Genomic DNA, 17,521 nt, shown 5'->3' with positions numbered 1-17,521 from the left:
ACTCAAACGCGTGTTCCTGACGATCAGTACGACCGGTACCCCTGAACGTCCCGCGACCGACCTCGGCTTCCTGCTGCACAAGCACCCCGACAAGGCGCAGGCGTTCTCCACCTCGCACGGCACCGCACATGTCTTCTACCCCGAGGCGTCCGCGGAACGGTGCACGGCCGCACTGCTGCTGGAGGTGGATCCGGTGGCGCTCGTACGGCGCGGCAAGGGCAAGGGCCGCGGCGGCGCCCCCGACTCGGCGCTGGCCCAATACGTCAACGACCGCCCCTACGCGGCGTCGTCACTGCTGGCCGTGGCGTTGAGCACGGTGTTCAAGACCGCGCTGCGCGGTGTGTGCGCCGCCCTGCCCGAACGGGCCGAGGCCACGCTGCCGCTGCGCATCGAGGTGCCGGCGGTCGCCGCCCGTGGCGGCGCCGATCTGGTCCGGGCGCTGTTCGAACCGCTCGGCTGGACCTCGGTCGAGGCCGAACCGGTGCCCCTCGACGAGCAGTTCCCCGAATGGGGCGCATCGCGCTATGTGCAGCTGGTGCTCGAAGGGGAGCTGCGGCTCGCCGACGCCCTGCGTCAGCTGTACGTCCTGCTCCCCGTCCTCGACGACGCCAAGCACTACTGGGTCGCACCGGACGAGGTCGACAAGCTGCTGCGCGCGGGCGAGGGCTGGCTCGCCGAACACCCTGAGCAGAAGCTCATCACCAGCCGCTACCTGTCCCGCCGCTGGGGACTGACCCGGCAGGCCATGGAGCGCCTGGAACTGGTGCGCCTCGCCGAGGCCGACGACCTCCGTGTCGAGGACGTGGACAACGCCGTGGACGAGACCAAGGACACCGAGGAGCGCCCGGTACCGCTCGCCGAGCAGCGCAGGGAAGCGATCCTCGAGGCGCTGCGCGCCGCCGGCGCGAGCCGTGTCCTCGACCTGGGCTGCGGGCAGGGCCAGTTGGTGCAGGCGCTGCTCAAGGACGTCCGGTTCACCGAGATCGTCGGCGTCGACGTATCGGTGCGTGCCCTGACCATCGCCGGGCGCCGGCTCAAGCTGGACCGCCTCGGCGAGCGGCAGGCCGCCCGCGTCGCACTGATCCAGGGCTCCCTCACGTACACCGACAAGCGGCTCGCGGGCTACGACGCCGCAGTGCTCAGCGAGGTCATCGAGCACCTCGACCTGCCGAGGCTGCCCGCCCTCGAATACGCGGTGTTCGGCTCCGCGCGCCCGCAGACCGTGCTGGTGACCACTCCGAACGTCGAGTACAACGTCCGCTGGGAGACGCTGCCCGCCGGCCATGTGCGCCACGGCGACCACCGATTCGAATGGACCCGCGAGGAGTTCCGGACCTGGGCCGAAGCCGTCGCCGGGCGCCACGGCTACGCGGTGCGCTTCGTCCCCGTCGGCCCCGACGACCCCGAGGTGGGCCCGCCGACCCAGATGGCGGTGTTCGAGAAGACGACGACCGACACGACCACGAAGCAGGCGACCGCCGCATGACCAGCACCACGGAAACCACCGCGACCGCCGCCGCCCCCGGCCGGCGGCTCCCGGTGACCGACCTGTCCCTCGTGGTCCTCGTCGGTGCCACCGGTTCGGGCAAGTCCACGTTCGCCCACAAGCACTTCAAGCGCACCGAGGTCGTCTCCTCCGACTTCTGCCGGGGCCTCGTCGCCGACGACGAGAACGACCAGAGCGCGAGCGGTGACGCGTTCGACGTCCTGCACTACATCGTGGGCAAGCGGCTCGCCGCCGGACGGCTGACCGTCGTCGACGCCACCAACGTGCAGACCGAGAGCCGCCGGCAGCTCGTACGCCTCGCCCGCGAGCACGACGTGCTGCCCATCGCCATCGTCCTCGACCTCCCCGAGGACGTCTGCGCCGCGCGCAACGCCACCCGCCCCGACCGCGCCGGCATGCCCGGCCATGTCATCGCGCGCCACCGCCGCGAACTGCGCCGCTCCCTGCGCGGACTGGAACGCGAGGGCTTCCGCAAGGTCCACGTCCTGCGCAGCCCGGAGGAGGTCGACAGCGCCGAGATCGTCCTCGAACGCCGCTACAACGACCTGCGCCATCTCACCGGACCGTTCGACATCATCGGCGACATCCACGGCTGCAGCTCCGAGCTGGAGACCCTGCTCGGCAAGCTCGGCTACGACAACGGCGTTCACCCCGAGGGCCGTACGGCCGTCTTCGTCGGCGACCTCGTCGACCGCGGCCCCGACAGTCCCGGAGTGCTGCGCCGCGTCATGGGCATGGTCGCGGCGGGCAACGCCCTGTGCGTACCGGGCAACCACGAGAACAAGCTGGGGCGCTACCTCAAGGGACGATCCGTCCAGCACACGCACGGGCTCGCCGAGACCGTCGAGCAGCTGGAGAAGGAGGACGCCCGCGACCCCGCTTTCCGGGAGCAGGTGCGGGAGTTCATCGACGGCCTCGTCAGCCACTACGTGCTCGACGAGGGCAGGCTCGTCGTCTGCCACGCCGGCCTGCCCGAGAAGTACCACGGCCGCACCTCCGGCCGCGTCCGTTCGCACGCGCTGTACGGCGACACGACCGGAGAGACCGACGAGTTCGGGCTGCCCGTGCGCTACCCCTGGGCCGAGGACTACCGCGGCCGGGCAGCCGTCGTCTACGGACACACGCCGGTGCCGAACACCTCGTGGATCAACAACACCATCTGCCTGGACACCGGCGCCGTCTTCGGCGGCAGGATGACCGCGCTGCGCTGGCCGGAGCGGGACCTGGTCGACGTGCCCGCCGAAAAGGTCTGGTACGAGCCGACCAGGCCGCTCGTCGCCGAGGCGCCCGGTGGCCGCGAGGGACGCCCGCTCGACCTCGCCGACGTGTCGGGCCGCCGGATCGTCGAGACCCGGCACATGGCACGCATCGGCGTGCGCGAGGAGAACGCGGCCGCGGCGCTGGAGGTCATGAGCCGCTTCGCCGTCGACCCCCGGCTGCTCGCCTATCTGCCGCCGACGATGGCGCCCACCGCCACGTCGCGGGAGGAGGGGTACCTGGAGCATCCGGCCGAGGCGTTCCTCCAGTACCGGGCCGACGGCATCGACAGGGTCGTGTGCGAGGAGAAGCACATGGGGTCGCGTGCGGTCGCGCTCGTGTGCCGCGACGCGGACGCGGCCCGGGAGCGGTTCGGCGTGGACGGCCCCACCGGCGCTCTGCACACCCGTACCGGGCGGCCGTTCTTCGACGACGAGGCGGTCACCGAGGAGATCCTCCAGCGACTGCGCACGGCCGTCGGCGCGGCCGGGCTGTGGGACCAACTCGACACCGACTGGCTGCTGCTGGACGGCGAACTGATGCCCTGGTCGCTGAAGGCGTCCGGTCTGCTGCGCTCCCAGTACGCGGCGGTCGGCGCCGCCTCGGGCGCCGTGCTGCCCAAGGCGGGCGCGGCGCTGGAGGCAGCCGTCGCACGAGGCGTCGCCGTGGCGGACCTGCACACCCGGCAGCTCGACCGGGCCACCGACGCCGCGGCGTTCACGGACGCCTACCGCCGCTACTGCTGGACGACCAACGGCCTCGACGGGGTGCGGCTCGCGCCGTTCCAGGTCCTCGCCTGCCGGGGCCGCTCGCTCGCCTCGGTCGCGCACGACGAGCAGCTCGCCTGGCTGGACCGGCTCGTGGAGCACGACCCGACCGGGCTGCTCCAGGTCACTCGGCGACTGGTCGTCGACACCGGCGACGAGGAGTCCGTGCGCGCGGGCGTGGACTGGTGGCTGGAGATGACGGGCCGCGGCGGCGAGGGCATGGTCGTCAAGCCGCTGCGGGCGCTCGCCAAGGACGGCAAGGGCCGGCTGGTGCAGCCGGGCATCAAGGTCCGCGGCCGTGAGTACCTGCGCATCATCTACGGCCCGGAGTACACCCGTCCGCACAACCTGGAGCGGCTGCGCCAGAGGTTCCTGAACCACAAGCGCTCACTCGCCCTGCGCGAGTACGCCCTGGGGCTGGAGGCACTGGACCGGCTTGCCGACGGGGAGCCGCTGTGGCGGGTCCACGAGGCCGTGTTCGCGGTGCTGGCCCTGGAGTCGGAGCCGGTCGACCCCCGGCTCTGAACAGGTCCGGTCGGCTGCGGGGAGGCACTGTCAGTGCCTCCCCGCAGCGCCGTGGCAGCGCCGAGCCTGCGGATGCACGCGCTGCGGCGTTCTGGTTCCATACGCGGAGCGCGACCTCGCAGACGCTGCCGGACCCGGAGACGAAGCGGATGGCGAAGCTGCCGTGCGCCGCGACGCAGGCCGCGACAGAGGCGCTGCATCGCGCGCCGGCGTGCGGCGTCCACCAGGAGGCACCGCGCCACTGACGCCGTGCCGTCACAGGCTGCCCGCGCGTCACCGGGCGCGCGGCCCCACCGGCCCGACGCCGCCAGGTCCCGCGCCCACTGACGCCGCCACGGGCTGTCCGAACGTCACCGACCGCGCCGACCCCGCCCGGCCCGCCGCCGCCTGCTGCCGCGCCTGCTGCCCCCGACGTAACCCACGGCGCGGGCCCACTGGCCCCGCGTGCCAGGTACCACGTTCGCTGACGCCGTGACGTGACCCGCCGCCCGGCCTGTGATGCCCGTGCTCCTGTCGAGGTGTGGGGACCGGCGCGTCGACGCCGCGAGCGCTGTGACGAGGTCGGCCGTTCGCCGGGTGAAGGGCCGTCCGCGCGGCGAGGATAGAGGTATGGGATTCCATGTCGACTCCGAGGCCGGGCGGCTGCGCCAGGTCATCCTCCACCGGCCCGATCTGGAGCTGAAGCGGCTGACGCCGAGCAACAAGGACGCGTTGCTCTTCGACGACCTGCTGTGGGTGCGCCGCGCCCGTCAGGAACACGACGGCTTCGCGGACGTTCTGCGTGACCGAGGGGTGGAGGTGCATCTCTTCGGCGATCTGCTGCGCGAGTCGCTGGAGATCCCCGAGGCCAGAAAGCTCGTTCTGGACCGCGTCTTCGACGAGAAGGAGTACGGGCCGCTCGCGACCGATCACCTGCGGGCCGCGTTCGACGCGCTGCCCACCTCCGATCTCGTCGAGGCACTGGTCGGGGGGATGACCAAGCGGGAGTTCCTGGCCGGTCACAGTGAGCCGACGTCCGTCCGCTTCCATGTGATGGACCTGGACGACTTCCTTCTCCACCCCCTGCCCAACCACATCTTCACCCGGGACACTTCGGCCTGGATCTACGACGGCGTCTCCATCAACGCGATGCGCTGGCCGGCCCGGCAGCGGGAGACGGTGCACTTCGAGGCCATCTACAAGCACCATCCGCATTTCGTGGGCGGAGAGGACGAGCCGTTCCACCACTGGTCGGAGGGGCAGGACGACTATCCCTCCACCATCGAGGGCGGCGACGTGCTGGTGATCGGCAACGGCGCGGTACTGATCGGGATGAGCGAGCGCACCACACCGCAGGCCGTGGAGATGCTGGCGCGCGGGCTGTTCGCGGCAGGTTCCGCCCGCACGATCGTGGCTCTGGACATGCCCAAGCGCCGGGCGTTCATGCACCTGGACACCGTGATGACGATGGTCGACGGGGACACCTTCACGCAGTACGCGGGCCTCGGCATGCTCCGCTCGTACACCATCGAACCGGCCGACGGCATCGGCGCGCTCAAGGTGAGCGACCATCCGCCGGAGCGTATGCACGACGCGATCGCGGCGGCGCTCGGGATGAAGGACATCCGGGTGCTGACCGCGACGCAGGACGTGCACTCGGCCGAGCGCGAGCAGTGGGACGACGGCTGCAATGTGCTCGCCGTCGAACCCGGTGTCGTCGTGGCCTACGAGCGCAACGTCACCACCAACACCCATCTGCGCAAACAGGGCATCGAAGTGATCGAGATACCGGGCAGTGAGCTGGGTCGGGGGAGGGGCGGTCCGCGCTGCATGAGCTGTCCTGTGGAGAGGGATGCTGTATAGAGATGCATTGAGTCGTATAGACTTCCAAGGTCACCGCATTTCGCGACCCAGGAGCAGCCACCATGGCGATACATCTCGAAGGCCGCCACTTCCTCAAGGAGCTGGACTTCACGGCCGAGGAGTTCCGTGGCCTGATCGGCCTGGCCGCTGACCTCAAGGCCGCCAAACGGGCAGGTGCCGAGGTCCAGCGGCTGCGTGGCAAGAACATCGCGCTGATCTTCGAGAAGTCGTCGACCCGGACGCGCTGCGCCTTCGAGGTCGCCGCTGCCGACCAGGGCGCGTCCACGACCTATATCGACCCGTCCGGCTCCCACATCGGCAGCAAGGAGTCCGCCAAGGACACCGCCCGAGTGCTGGGCCGGATGTTCGACGCGATCGAGTTCCGCGGTGACGCGCAGGAGACCGTCGAGGAGCTGGCCGGGTATGCGGGGGTGCCCGTCTACAACGGGCTCACCGACGACTGGCACCCCACCCAGATGCTCGCCGATGTGCTGACGATGACCGAGTACACCGACAAGCCGCTGACGGAGATCTCGTTCGCCTACCTGGGAGACGCCCGCTTCAACATGGGCAACTCCTACCTGGCCACCGGTGCCCTGCTGGGCATGGACGTGCGCATCGTCGCGCCGCGGGCGTACTGGCCGGCCGAGGAGATCGTCGCCGCGGCCCGCCGGGCCGCCGAGGGGAGCGGTGCGCGGATCACCCTCACCGAGGACATCGCCGCGGGTGTGCGCGGCGCTGACTTCGTCGCCACCGATGTCTGGGTCTCCATGGGCGAGCCCAAGGAGGTCTGGGACGAGCGGGTCAAGATGCTCGGTCCGTACGCGGTGACCATGGACGTGCTGCGCGCGACGGACAACGCGGACGTGAAGTTCCTGCACTGCCTGCCGGCCTTCCACGACCTCGGCACCTCGGTCGCGCGCGAGATCCACGAGCGCCATGGGCTCGTGGAGCTGGAGGTGACCGACGAGGTCTTCGAGTCGGCCCACTCCGTCGTCTTCGACCAGGCGGAGAACCGTATGCACACGATCAAGGCCGTCATGGTCGCCACACTCGCCACCACTGAATAGCCACGCCCCCCACGTGGGTGACATGTGTATCGGCGGTGGGGAGCCGTCCTCGGTGGGGTCCGGGCTCGCGTGCCCGGACCCCACTCCCTTGTGCGCGACGAGCACGAACTGCGTCGCGCCCCACGACCCGCTTGCCGGTGCGGTCGTCCACGCGCTCCCCGGCCGGCGCCACTCGGGGCGGGCGGTCGGCCCGTCATCCGGTCCCGGGCGGGCGGTCGGCCCGTCATCCGGTCCCGGGCGGGCGGTCGGCCCGTCATCCTGTCCCGGGCCGCCGGAGCTCGTCAGCGCCGTACGGGCAGAGTGAACCAGACCGCCTTGCCGCGGGCCGTCGGGCGGTGCCCACAGGTCGAGCTGAGTGTCCTCACGAGCAGCAGTCCGCGGCCGTGCTCCTGCCACGGATCGGGCACATGAGCCGGCGCCGCCGGTGAGAGATCGCCGGGCGGCGCCGGATCGGCGTCGTGCACCTCGACATGACAGCCCGTGGGCATCAGCTCGATCACCAGCTCTATGGGCACGCGGTGCGGGGTGTGCTCCACCGCGTTGGCCACCAGTTCCGCCGTGAGCAGCTCGGCCGTGTCGCTGTCCGGCGACGCCTCGATGTCCGTCAGTGCGGCGCGGATCATCGCGCGGGCCATGGGCACGGCCGCCGTGGTGTGCGGCAGCGCGATGCGCCAGGAGGCGTAGTCGGGGGCTTCGGGCACGGGGAATGTCCGTTCGGTGGCGGTGGTGTGTTCACCCTACGAACACCTTCACGCCCGACAAGGGCCCCGAGGGCTTCCCGTCGGGACCTGTGCCAGAAACGGGACGCGCCCCCAGTACTGTCACAAGACGGATATCGCGCGCCCGTGACGGCAGTCACGAATGGGTGATAGCTTCGAACGGCAGGCAGCAGGACGACCGTCCGCCGAAGGAGGCCCCACTCATGAGCCCCTTTTCCGGTTCCGCGACGCGCACCGAGCAATGGCGCCACCTGCGGCTGACCCGACAGGACGGCGTGGCGAACGTCACGCTGGAACGGCCCGAAAAGCTCAACGCGCTCACCTTCGGCGCGTACGCCGACCTGCGCGATCTGCTCGCCGAGCTCTCCCGCGAGCGTTCCGTACGGGCGCTCGTGCTCGGCGGCGAGGGCCGCGGCTTCTGTTCGGGCGGTGACGTCGACGAGATCATCGGCGCGACCCTGTCCATGGACACCGCCCAGCTCCTGGACTTCAACCGGATGACGGGACAGGTCGTCCGCGCGATCCGGGAGTGCCCCTTCCCCGTCGTCGCCGCGGTGCACGGGGTGGCCGCCGGGGCGGGTGCGGTACTGGCGCTGGCCGCCGACTTCCGGATCGCCGACGCCTCGGCGAAGTTCGCCTTCCTGTTCACCAAGGTGGGGCTGTCCGGCGGCGACATGGGCGCGGCGTACCTGCTGCCGCGGGTCGTCGGGCTCGGCCACGCCACCCGGCTGCTGATGCTCGGCGAACCGGTGCGCGCGCCCGAGGCCGAACGGATCGGTCTCCTCAGCGAACTGGTCGACGAGGGCCAGGCGGACAAGCGTGCGGCCGAGCTGGCCCGCCATCTCGCGGACGGGCCCGCGCTGGCGTACGCACAGACCAAGGCCCTGCTCACCGCCGAACTGGACATGCCGCTCGCCGCCGCCGTCGAGATGGACGCGGCCACCCAGGCGCTGCTGATGAACGGCCAGGACTACGCGGAGTTCCACGCCGCCTTCACCGAGAAGCGCGCGCCCAGCTGGCAGGGCCGCTGACATGTCCCCTGTCCCGCCGCCCAGTGCCCGGCGCCCCCTGCGCGTCGCCGTCATCGGTGGCGGACCCGGGGGACTGTACGCCGCCGCGCTGTTCAAGCGGCTCGACCCGGCCCGCGACATCACCGTCTACGAACGCAACGCGCCCGACGACACCTTCGGCTTCGGCGTCGTCCTCTCCGACGAGACGCTGGGCGGCATCGAGCACGCCGACCCCGTGGTCCACGGCGCGCTGAAGGACGAGTTCGTCCGGTGGGACGACATCGACGTCGTCCACCGCGGACACCTCCTCACCTCCGGCGGGCACGGCTTCGCCGCACTCGGCCGGCGACGACTGCTGGAGATCCTGCACGAGCGCTGCGCGTCCCTCGGCGTACGCCTCCGCTTCCGCACGCCCGCACCGCCCGCCGCCGACCTCGCCGTGGACCACGACCTCGTCATCGCCGCCGACGGCGTGCACAGCGCCACCCGGGAGGCCCACGCCGACGCGTTCGGCCCCCGGATCACCACCCACCGCTGCCGCTACATCTGGCTCGCCGCCGACTTCGCCTTCCCCTCCTTCCGGTTCGAGATCGCCGAGACCGAGCACGGCGTCATGCAGCTGCACGGCTACCCCTTCGCGGCCGACGCCTCCACCGTCATCGTCGAGATGCGCGAGGAGGTGTGGCACGCCGCGGGCTTCGACGAACTCGACGAGCAGGAGTCCGCCGCACGCTGCGCCAAGATCTTCAGTGAGGCTCTCCACGGCCGCCCCCTGCGCGGCAACTCCTCCGCCTGGACCGCTTTCCGCACCGTGGTCAACGCGCGCTGGTCGCACGGCAACGTCGTCCTCCTCGGCGACGCCGCCCACACCGCGCACTTCTCCATCGGCTCGGGCACCAAGCTCGCCGTCGAGGACGCCCTCGCGCTGGCCGCCTGCGTCCAGGAACACCCCGACCTGGCCGCGGCACTCGCCGCCTACGAGAGCGAGCGCCGTCCCGTCGTCGAGTCCACCCAGCGGGCCGCCGCCGCGAGCCTGCGCTGGTTCGAGGAGCTCGCGACCTACCTCGACCAGCCGGCCCGGCAGTTCGCCTTCAACCTGCTCACGCGCAGTCGCCGGGTCACCCACGACAATCTGCGGCTGCGTGACGCCGCCTTCACCGGGGCCGTGGAGCGGGACTTCGGGTGCCCGCCGGACACCCCGCCCATGTTCACCCCCTTCCGGCTGCGGGGACTGACCCTGCGCAACCGCGTCGTCGTCTCGCCCATGGACCTGTACGTCGCGCGGGACGGGCTCCCCGGCGACTTCCACCTCGTCCACCTCGGTGCCCGTGCGCTCGGCGGCGCTGGACTGGTGATGACCGAGATGGTGTGCGTGAGCCGCGAGGGCCGGATCACTCCCGGCTGCACCGGGCTCTACACCGACGAACAGGCCGCCGCATGGCGCCGCGTCACCGACTTCGTCCACCACCGGGCGCCGGGCACCGCGATCGGGGTCCAGCTCGGCCACTCCGGCCGCAAAGGCTCCACCAAGCTGATGTGGGAAGGCATCGACCAGCCGTTGGACGAGGACAACTGGCCCGTGTCCGCCGCTTCCCCGCTCCCGTACCGCCCCGGCGTCAATCAGGTCCCGCACGCACTGGACCGCGCCGGACTCGCCGAGGTCCGCGCCCAGTTCGCCGCGGCCGCCCGCCGCGCGGCCGACAGCGGCTTCGACCTCCTCGAACTTCACTGCGCGCACGGCTACCTGCTCTCCGGCTTCCTCTCCCCGCTGACCAACCGGCGCACGGACGGCTACGGAGGCTCCCTGGAGGGCCGGCTCCGCTTCCCGTTGGAGGTGTTCGACGCGATGCGGGAGATCTGGCCGGAGGACCGGCCCATGACCGTCCGCGTCTCCGCGACCGACTGGGCCGAAGGGGGCACCACCCCCGAGGACTCCGTCGCGATCGCCCGCGCCTTCGCCGCACACGGCGCCGACGCGATCGACGTCTCCACCGGCCAGGTCGTGCCGGACGAACGTCCCGAGTACGGCCGCTCGTACCAGACCCCGTACGCCGACCGGATCCGCAACGAGGCGGGCGTCCCGGTCATCGCCGTGGGCGCCATCTCCTCCTGGGACGACGTCAACTCGATCCTGCTCGCCGGCCGCGCCGACCTCTGCGCCCTGGCCAGGCCGCACCTCTACGATCCCCACTGGACTCTGCACGCGGCGGCCGACCAGGACTACGCCGGAGACGCCGCTCGCTGGCCGCTGCCGTACCTCGCGGGCAGCCGCAAGCCCCCGACAGGCCGCACCGATGCCCCGAGGCCCCGGCTCACCCTGAGCTGATCAGCCCCGTGCGCCCAGTACGAAGGCCGCGCCCGCGTCCCGCAGCCGGGCGTGCAACCGGGCGAAGACCTCCCACGAGTGGCCGCCGGGCCAGCCCTGGGGCACCAGCTCGGCGGGCAGCCCCGGGTCCGCGTACGGAAGCCGGCGCCAGGAGTCCAGGGCCGGCAGATAGTCCCGGTAGGCGTCCTCCGCGGGGGTGTCCTCCCGCGCCTCCCACAAGCGCAGCACCGGCTCGTGGAGATCGAGGAACTCCTCGTGCTGCTTGGCGATCGCCGCCAGGTCCCACCAGCGCGAGACCGCCTCCGCCGTGGGCATGAAACCGAGATGCTCGCCGCGGAACAGGTCCACGTACGCGTCGAGCTGGAGGCGGCGCAGGGTGTGCTGCGTCTCGTCGAACAGGCGGGCGGGAGCGATCCACACGCCCGGTGCCGCCGCCCCGAAGCCCAGTCTGACCAGGCGGGAGCGCAGCAGATGCCGCTTGTGGCGTTCGGCCTCGGGGACGGAGAAGACGGCGATGACCCAGCCGTCGCCGAGGTCGGCCGACGAGGCCGCGTAGATCCGCCGGTCGCCGTCGTCGAGGAGCTGACGGGCGTCCGCGGACAGGGCGTAACCGGCCGCGCCGTCCGCGGTGCGCTCGGCCACCAGCAGTCCGCGGCGCTTGAGCCGGGACACCGAGGACCGCACCGACGGCGGGTCCACGCCGAGGACGCCCAGCAGCCGGATGAGCTCGGCCACGGCGAGGGAACCCGTGTGCTCGCGTCCGTAGGCGCCGTACAGGGTGACGATCAGGGATCCGGGGGTGTGCTGCTCGGCCACGTGATCACTCTAGAGCGCGCAGCCGGTAGCGCTGCAGCTTGCCGGTCGGTGTACGCGGCAGCGCGTCGAGGAACACGATCTCGCGCGGGCACTTGTACGGCGCGAGGCGCTGCTTGACCGACTCGGTCAGCTTCTCGGCCGTGCCGTCGCCGCGCTCCGCGCCCTCGCGCAGCACGACACAGGCGACCACGATCTGGCCGCGCAGCTCGTCGGGCCGCCCGACGACCGCTGCCTCGGCCACGTCGGGGTGGTGCAGCAGGGCTTCTTCCACTTCGGGGCCCGCGATGTTGTACCCGGCCGAGATGATCATGTCGTCGGCGCGTGCGACGTAGCGGAACCAGCCGTCCGGTTCGCGTACGTAGGTGTCGCCCGTGATGTTCCAGCCGCCGCGCACGTATTCCCGCTGCCGGGGGTCGGACAGATAGCGGCAGCCGACCGGACCGCGTACGGCCAGCAGCCCCGGCTCGCCGTCGGGCAGCGGCACGCCCTGCTCGTCCACCACCCGGGCCTGCCAGCCCGGTACGGGGATCCCGGTGGTGCCCGGCCGGATCGCGTCGTCCGCCGCGGAGATGAAGATGTGCAGCAGTTCGGTGGCGCCGATGCCGTTGATGAGGCGCAGACCGGTCCGCTCGTGCCAGGACCGCCAGGTCGCCTCGGGGAGGTTCTCACCGGCCGACACACACCGTCGCAGCGAGCCGACGTCGTGCCCGTCGAGGTTGTCCAGCATCACGCGGTAGGCGGTGGGGGCCGTGAACAGGACCGACACCTGGTGCTCCGCGATCGCGGGCAGCAACTGTGTCGGGCCGGCCTGTTCCAGCAGCAGAGCGGACGCCCCGGCCCGCATCGGGAAGACCACGAGGCCGCCGAGCCCGAAGGTGAACCCCAGCGGGGGACTGCCGGCGAACACATCGTCCGCCTCGGGCCGCAGCACATGGGCCGAGAATGTGTCGGCGATCGCGAGGACGTCCCGGTGGAAGTGCATACAGCCCTTGGGGCGGCCGGTGGTGCCGGAGGTGAACGCGATCAGCGCGACGTCGTCGGCGGCCGTCGCGACCGCCTCGTAGGGCTTCGGGGGCCGCGCCGCCGCCAGCCGCAGCAGGTCCTCGGGCCCGTCGCCGCCGTACGTGGTGATCCGCAGCCCCGGTACCTCGGCCTTGACCAAGTCGTCGACCGACCGGACGTCACACAGGGCGAGCCGGACCGTGGCGATCTCGCACACCGTGGCCAGCTCCTTCGCCCGCTGCTGGGCCAGCACGGTGACCGCGACCGCGCCTGCCTTGAGAACGGCGAGCCAGCAGGCCGCGAGATGGGGCGTGGTCGGCCCCCGCAGCAGGACCCGGTTGCCGGGGACCACGCCCAGGTCACCGGTGAGGACATGGGCGATCCGGTCGACCTGCTCACGCAGCTCGCCGTACGTCCAGACGCCGCCTGCGCCCACACGGAAGACGGGCCGGCCGGCGCCGTGGCGCGCGATGGTGCCGTCCAGGAGCTCGGCGGCGCAGTTGAGGCGTCGCGGGTACCGGAGCGAGGGCAGATCGAAGACCATCTCCGGCCACTCGTCGACGGGCGGCAGCCGGTCGCGCGCGAAGGTGTCCAGGTGGGCCGAAGGTGTCAGCTCCATCGTTCGCCCCTCTTCTGGTGGTGGGGTCGCGAAACGAGCGTATCGTGATGGTGACGACAGTCAACGGTCCGCGATACTGTGCTTTCGCCGGGGGGCACCCCGGACCTCCGGCCGTACGAAGTGGGGCGCGAATGCCCGTATTCTCACTGGATCCGGTACAGGCCGCCTGGTGTGCCGAGCTGCGCACGCTGGCCGCCACCCGCCTGCGCCCTCTCGCCGAGAAGGGTGAACCGGGGCACGTCAACCGCCCCTTGGTGGCGGCCCTCGGCGAACTCGGCCTGCTGGAGCGCCTCTTCACGGCCGGCGCCCTCGAACTGTGCCTGCTGCGCGAGTCGCTGGCGTACGGCTGCACCGAGGCCGAGACCGCCCTCGCGCTCCAGGGCCTCGGCACCTCCCCGTTGGTCCGGGCGGGTACCGACGCCCAGCGCCGGCGCTGGCTCCCCGAGGTGATGGCCGGGCGGGCGGTGGCGGCCTTCGCGCTGAGCGAGCCCGACGCCGGCTCGGATGCCGCCGCGCTCACTCTGAAGGCGGTGCCGGACGGGCGCGGCTGGCGGCTCAGCGGCGAGAAGCGGTGGATCTCCAACGCCCCCGGGGCCGATTTCACTTCCGTCTTCGCGCGGACCACCGAAGGCGCGGGCGCGCGCGGCGTCACCGCGTTCCTCGTCCCCGCCGACCGGCCCGGACTCAGCGGCACCGCTCTCGACATGCTCTCCCCGCACCCGATCGGCGCGCTCACATTCGACGACGTCCCGGTGACGGCCGACGACCTGCTCGGCGAGCCGGACCGCGGCTTCCGCGTCGCGATGGACACGCTCAACCTCTTCCGCCCGAGCGTCGGCGCGTTCGCCGTGGGGATGGCGCGCGCTGCCCTGGACGCGACCCTTGCGCACACAGCGCACCGCAGGGCCTTCGGGGGCGCGCTCAAGGACCTGCAGTCGGTCGCCCACACGGTCGCCGAGATGGCCACCCGCACCGAGGCCGCCCGCCTGATGGTGTATGCGGCGGCCTGCGCGTACGACGAGGGGGCGGCCGACGTGCCGACACGTTCCGCGATGGCCAAAATGCTCGCGACGGAGACCGCGCAGTATGTCGTCGACTCGGCTGTCCAGCTGCACGGCGCCCGCGCCCTCCAGCGCGGCCACCTGCTCGAACACCTCTACCGAGAGGTCCGTGCCCCCCGCATCTACGAGGGTGCGACCGAGGTCCAGCGCACGATCATCGCCAAGGAGCTGTACGCGGCGGAGGCGTCCCGATGAGCCTGCAACGGCACAACCCGGCCGAGCTGTCGCCCCCCACGGGCTTCTCCCACGCCGTCACCGCGTCCGGTACCCGGCTTGTGTTCCTCGCGGGCCAGACCGCCCTGGACACCGAGGGCAAGGTCGTCGGAAGCACGCTGCCCGAGCAGTTCGAGACGGCCCTGGCCAATCTGCTCACCGCGCTCGCCGCGGCCGGCGGCACCCCCCACGACCTCGCCCGCGTCACCGTCTACGCCACCGATGTCGACGACTACCGCGCCCACGCCGTCGAACTGGGCCGCATCTGGCGCAGGTTGGCGGGCCGCGACTACCCGGCCATGGCGGTGATCGGCGTGGTCAGGCTGTGGGACGACGCGTGCCTGGTCGAGGTGGACGGGACGGCCGTCCTGCCCTGACCTGCGGCCACGCCCGCCCGCGGCCCCTGGCCCTCCTGCCGCACGGCCGCCGGCCGGTCGAACGGCGCGCGGGGGGCGTGAGTCGGAGACCGAGAACACCCGGGCGCGGGCGGCGGCGGACCAACCGGTGAAACCGGCCGCCGCAGCGGTCCTCCATGCCTTCGCCGCCCGGCGCCCACCCATGATCGAGTGGTGACCCCCTCGGGGCCGGGCTTAACGTCGAACAGTGGACGAAGCCGTCTGACAAACCCGCTGAACGGGTGACATCCGAAGGGGATGCGCCACGACAGAGGCACGATGCGCCATGACCACCCCGCGACCGGCATCAGCGACATCGGACACCGCCTCCGACCGGGGCGGGCGCGGGAACGCGATGGCGCTCCTCGTCATCGCCTCCTGCCAGCTGATGGTGGTCCTCGACATCACCATCGTGAACATCGCGCTGCCGCACATCCAGAGGTCGCTGGACTTCTCCACCACCACCCTGTCATGGGTGGTCAACGCCTACACACTGACCTTCGGCGGCCTGCTGCTGCTCGGCGGGCGCATCGGCGACATCCTCGGCCGGCGCCGCGTCTTCATCTTCGGTGTGCTGGTGTTCGTCGTCGCCTCGCTGCTCGGCGGACTCGCCCAGAACGCCGGCCAACTGCTCGCCGCCCGTGCCCTCCAGGGTGTCGGCGGGGCGATCGCCTCACCGACCTCGCTGGCCCTGATCACCACCACCTTCAAGGAAGGCCCGGAACGCAACCGGGCCTTCGGCGCTTTCGCGGCCGTCTCGGCGGGCGGCGGCGCGATCGGTCTGCTGGCGGGCGGCATGCTCGTCGAATGGCTCGACTGGCGCTGGGTGCTGTTCGTCAACGTGCCGATCGGACTGCTGATCGCGCTCGCCGCCCCGCGCCACCTCAGGGAGTCCCAGCGGCACCCCGGGCACTTCGACCTCCTCGGCGCGCTGACCTCGACCCTGGGCATGGTGGCCCTGGTCTACGGGTTCATCCGCGCGGCACAGGAAGGCTGGCGCGACGTGTTCACGCTGGCGTCCTTCACGGCGGCCGTGGTGCTGCTCGCGCTCTTCATCACCGTCGAGCGGCGCTCGAAACAGCCGATCACCCCGCTGCACATGTTCGGCGACCGCAACCGGGCGGGCACGTACGGCATCATGCTCTGCCTCGCCGCGGCGATCTTCGGGATGTTCTTCTTCCTCACCCTGTTCGTCCAGAACGTGCTGGGCTTCGGCCCCCTGCAGGCCGGACTCGCCTTCCTGCCGGTCAGCGCCGTGATCGCGGTGGGCGCGGGCACGGCCTCGCACCTGCTGCCGAAGTACGGACCGAAGCCCTTCATGGTGACCGGTGCGCTGCTCACCGCGACCGGCCTGGCGTGGCTGACCCTGATCGACGTCCACTCCACCTACGCGGGAAGCGTCCTCGGCCCCATGCTGGTCTTCAGCCTCGGGATGGGCATGCAGTTCGTCTCCCTGACGCTGATGGCGCTCTCGCGGGTGCCGGTGCACGAGTCCGGCGCCGCGTCCGGCCTGCTCAACGCCACCCAGCAGGTGGGCGGTTCACTCGGGCTGTCCATCCTGGTCACCGTCTTCGGCACGGCCAGCACTAACGAGGCCGAGGAACAGATCCCTCGCTTCATGTCCCAGGCGACACCGGCGGAACGGCTGCGGTTCGTCTCCACGGGTCAGCTGCCGGCCCCGTGGAGCGACCAGGTCCTGACCTCCGGCGTGTCCGCCGCCTTCATCGTGGCCGCGGTCTTCACCGCCCTCTCCGCGGTGATCGCCCTGATCGTGATCCAGGTCCGCCCCGATGACCTGGAACGCCTCAAGGGCACCGTGACGCCGGGGTCGTGAGCGTCACCGCGTGCCCCCCCGCTGGGTCGGCGCGGTCGGCAAGGGCCCCGGCGCTCATGCCGGGGCCCTTGCTGGTTGTGACAGGTCAGCTCATCGCAGAGGGACCAAGGGACCGGCCGCGTACGCGTTCGGTCCGAGCGCCGACGGCCATGGCCAGGGCGCACAGAAGGGCGACGGCGCCGACGATCACGTTGTTCACAACGGTTCGCGTGGTGTCGACGTTTCCGGCGACGACCCACGGCGAGATGATCGTGAAGGCGCCGATGAGGCATGCTGCCCACGCCATGGCGTGAGTACGTTCGTAGGCGGATCCCAGGCCGCTCATGCAGACCGCATAGGCGATACCGAGGATCAGATTGGTCACCGCCAGGGCGGTGACGCCGCTGAAGCCGGCGATCCACGGCGATGCCGCGAGATAGACGCCGGTCACCAGTCCCAGTGCTTCGACGGCCTGGGCCAGGGGATTGGTCGTCGCCCGCTCGAAGCGGGAACGCATCTCGGCCAGGTCCGGGTGTTGTGTGATGTCCGAACGGGTGGTCATGGTGGGCCGCCTCCTGT

The 17,521-nt window shown here is 71.5% G+C and carries 13 protein-coding genes; 9 read left to right on the top strand and 4 right to left on the bottom strand.

The window, feature by feature from the left end; genetic code table 11:
- Window positions 1–10: 10 nt before the first annotated feature.
- The 4 genes from ACH5AF_RS26745 to argF all read left to right on the top strand — a co-directional run bounded on the left by ACH5AF_RS26745 (window position 11) and on the right by argF (window position 6,968).
- Window positions 11–1,486: a 3' terminal RNA ribose 2'-O-methyltransferase Hen1 gene (locus tag ACH5AF_RS26745; protein ID WP_398904931.1), complete on the top strand. Its 1,476-nt coding sequence runs from the start codon at window positions 11–13 to the stop codon at window positions 1,484–1,486.
- On the top strand, window positions 1,483–4,056 hold the full coding sequence (locus ACH5AF_RS26740) for a polynucleotide kinase-phosphatase (RefSeq protein WP_398904929.1): 2,574 nt from the start codon (window positions 1,483–1,485) through the stop codon (window positions 4,054–4,056). Before ACH5AF_RS26745 ends, ACH5AF_RS26740 begins: the two co-directional genes overlap by 4 nt.
- 609 nt (window positions 4,057–4,665) lie before the next feature.
- Complete coding sequence (locus tag ACH5AF_RS26735) at window positions 4,666–5,898, top strand: arginine deiminase (RefSeq protein ID WP_398904927.1); 1,233 nt, start codon at window positions 4,666–4,668, stop codon at window positions 5,896–5,898.
- A gap of 62 nt (window positions 5,899–5,960) precedes the next feature.
- The gene (gene argF / locus ACH5AF_RS26730) at window positions 5,961–6,968 is read left to right on the top strand and encodes an ornithine carbamoyltransferase (RefSeq protein WP_398904926.1); all 1,008 of its coding nucleotides are present in this window, start codon (window positions 5,961–5,963) and stop codon (window positions 6,966–6,968) included.
- A 281-nt stretch (window positions 6,969–7,249) separates the two neighbouring features.
- Here the strand turns inward: argF and ACH5AF_RS26725 are convergent, their stop codons facing one another.
- Entirely contained in the window at window positions 7,250–7,669 is a 420-nt protein-coding gene (locus ACH5AF_RS26725) for an ATP-binding protein (RefSeq protein WP_398904925.1), read from the bottom strand.
- Window positions 7,670–7,890: 221 nt separating this feature from the next.
- On the opposite strand from ACH5AF_RS26725, the gene ACH5AF_RS26720 reads away from it, so the two are divergent.
- Window positions 7,891–8,718: an enoyl-CoA hydratase family protein gene (locus tag ACH5AF_RS26720; RefSeq protein ID WP_398904923.1), complete on the top strand. Its 828-nt coding sequence runs from the start codon at window positions 7,891–7,893 to the stop codon at window positions 8,716–8,718.
- Between the two features lies 1 nt (window position 8,719).
- A complete protein-coding gene (locus tag ACH5AF_RS26715) occupies window positions 8,720–11,023 on the top strand; it encodes a bifunctional salicylyl-CoA 5-hydroxylase/oxidoreductase (protein ID WP_398904922.1) in 2,304 nt (767 codons plus the stop codon).
- Here ACH5AF_RS26715 and ACH5AF_RS26710 read toward each other — a convergent pair whose 3' ends face one another.
- Window positions 11,024–11,839 carry a PaaX family transcriptional regulator C-terminal domain-containing protein gene (locus ACH5AF_RS26710; protein ID WP_398904921.1) on the bottom strand — a complete coding sequence of 272 codons (816 nt, stop codon included), beginning with the start codon at window positions 11,837–11,839 and terminating at the stop codon, window positions 11,024–11,026.
- A gap of 4 nt (window positions 11,840–11,843) precedes the next feature.
- Entirely contained in the window at window positions 11,844–13,460 is a 1,617-nt protein-coding gene (locus tag ACH5AF_RS26705) for an AMP-binding protein (RefSeq protein WP_398904919.1), read from the bottom strand.
- A gap of 131 nt (window positions 13,461–13,591) precedes the next feature.
- Here ACH5AF_RS26705 and ACH5AF_RS26700 point away from each other — a divergent pair, with 131 nt between their 5' ends.
- The 3 genes from ACH5AF_RS26700 (at window position 13,592) to ACH5AF_RS26690 (ending at window position 16,963) form a co-directional block, all read left to right on the top strand.
- Complete coding sequence (locus ACH5AF_RS26700; RefSeq protein WP_398904917.1) at window positions 13,592–14,716, top strand: acyl-CoA dehydrogenase family protein; 1,125 nt, start codon at window positions 13,592–13,594, stop codon at window positions 14,714–14,716.
- Window positions 14,713–15,111 carry a RidA family protein gene (locus ACH5AF_RS26695; protein ID WP_398904916.1) on the top strand — a complete coding sequence of 133 codons (399 nt, stop codon included), beginning with the start codon at window positions 14,713–14,715 and terminating at the stop codon, window positions 15,109–15,111. The genes ACH5AF_RS26700 and ACH5AF_RS26695 overlap by 4 nt, the downstream gene beginning before the upstream one ends.
- 304 nt (window positions 15,112–15,415) lie before the next feature.
- A complete protein-coding gene (locus tag ACH5AF_RS26690) occupies window positions 15,416–16,963 on the top strand; it encodes an MFS transporter (protein WP_398904915.1) in 1,548 nt (515 codons plus the stop codon).
- Between the two features lie 85 nt (window positions 16,964–17,048).
- Here ACH5AF_RS26690 and ACH5AF_RS26685 read toward each other — a convergent pair whose 3' ends face one another.
- Entirely contained in the window at window positions 17,049–17,504 is a 456-nt protein-coding gene (locus ACH5AF_RS26685) for an SPW repeat protein (RefSeq protein WP_398904913.1), read from the bottom strand.
- Between the last annotated feature and the right edge of the window lie 17 nt (window positions 17,505–17,521).

Source organism: Streptomyces sp. NPDC018833, from assembly GCF_044390825.1.
Classification (GTDB): Bacteria; Actinomycetota; Actinomycetes; order Streptomycetales; family Streptomycetaceae; genus Streptomyces.
This window is presented reverse-complemented; position numbering and strand designations above follow the sequence as displayed.

Excerpts from the sequence above, each read along its gene's own strand:
- ACH5AF_RS26740 (WP_398904929.1), top strand. The coding sequence starts at position 1,483 with ATGACCAGCACCACGGAAACCACCGCGACCGCCGCCGCCCCCGGCCGG.
- ACH5AF_RS26735 (WP_398904927.1), top strand. The coding sequence starts at position 4,666 with ATGGGATTCCATGTCGACTCCGAGGCCGGGCGGCTGCGCCAGGTCATC.
- argF (WP_398904926.1), top strand. The coding sequence starts at position 5,961 with ATGGCGATACATCTCGAAGGCCGCCACTTCCTCAAGGAGCTGGACTTC.
- ACH5AF_RS26720 (WP_398904923.1), top strand. The coding sequence starts at position 7,891 with ATGAGCCCCTTTTCCGGTTCCGCGACGCGCACCGAGCAATGGCGCCAC.
- ACH5AF_RS26715 (WP_398904922.1), top strand. The coding sequence starts at position 8,720 with ATGTCCCCTGTCCCGCCGCCCAGTGCCCGGCGCCCCCTGCGCGTCGCC.
- ACH5AF_RS26705 (WP_398904919.1), bottom strand. The coding sequence starts at position 13,460 with ATGGAGCTGACACCTTCGGCCCACCTGGACACCTTCGCGCGCGACCGG.
- ACH5AF_RS26700 (WP_398904917.1), top strand. The coding sequence starts at position 13,592 with ATGCCCGTATTCTCACTGGATCCGGTACAGGCCGCCTGGTGTGCCGAG.
- ACH5AF_RS26695 (WP_398904916.1), top strand. The coding sequence starts at position 14,713 with ATGAGCCTGCAACGGCACAACCCGGCCGAGCTGTCGCCCCCCACGGGC.
- ACH5AF_RS26690 (WP_398904915.1), top strand. The coding sequence starts at position 15,416 with ATGACCACCCCGCGACCGGCATCAGCGACATCGGACACCGCCTCCGAC.
- ACH5AF_RS26685 (WP_398904913.1), bottom strand. The coding sequence starts at position 17,504 with ATGACCACCCGTTCGGACATCACACAACACCCGGACCTGGCCGAGATG.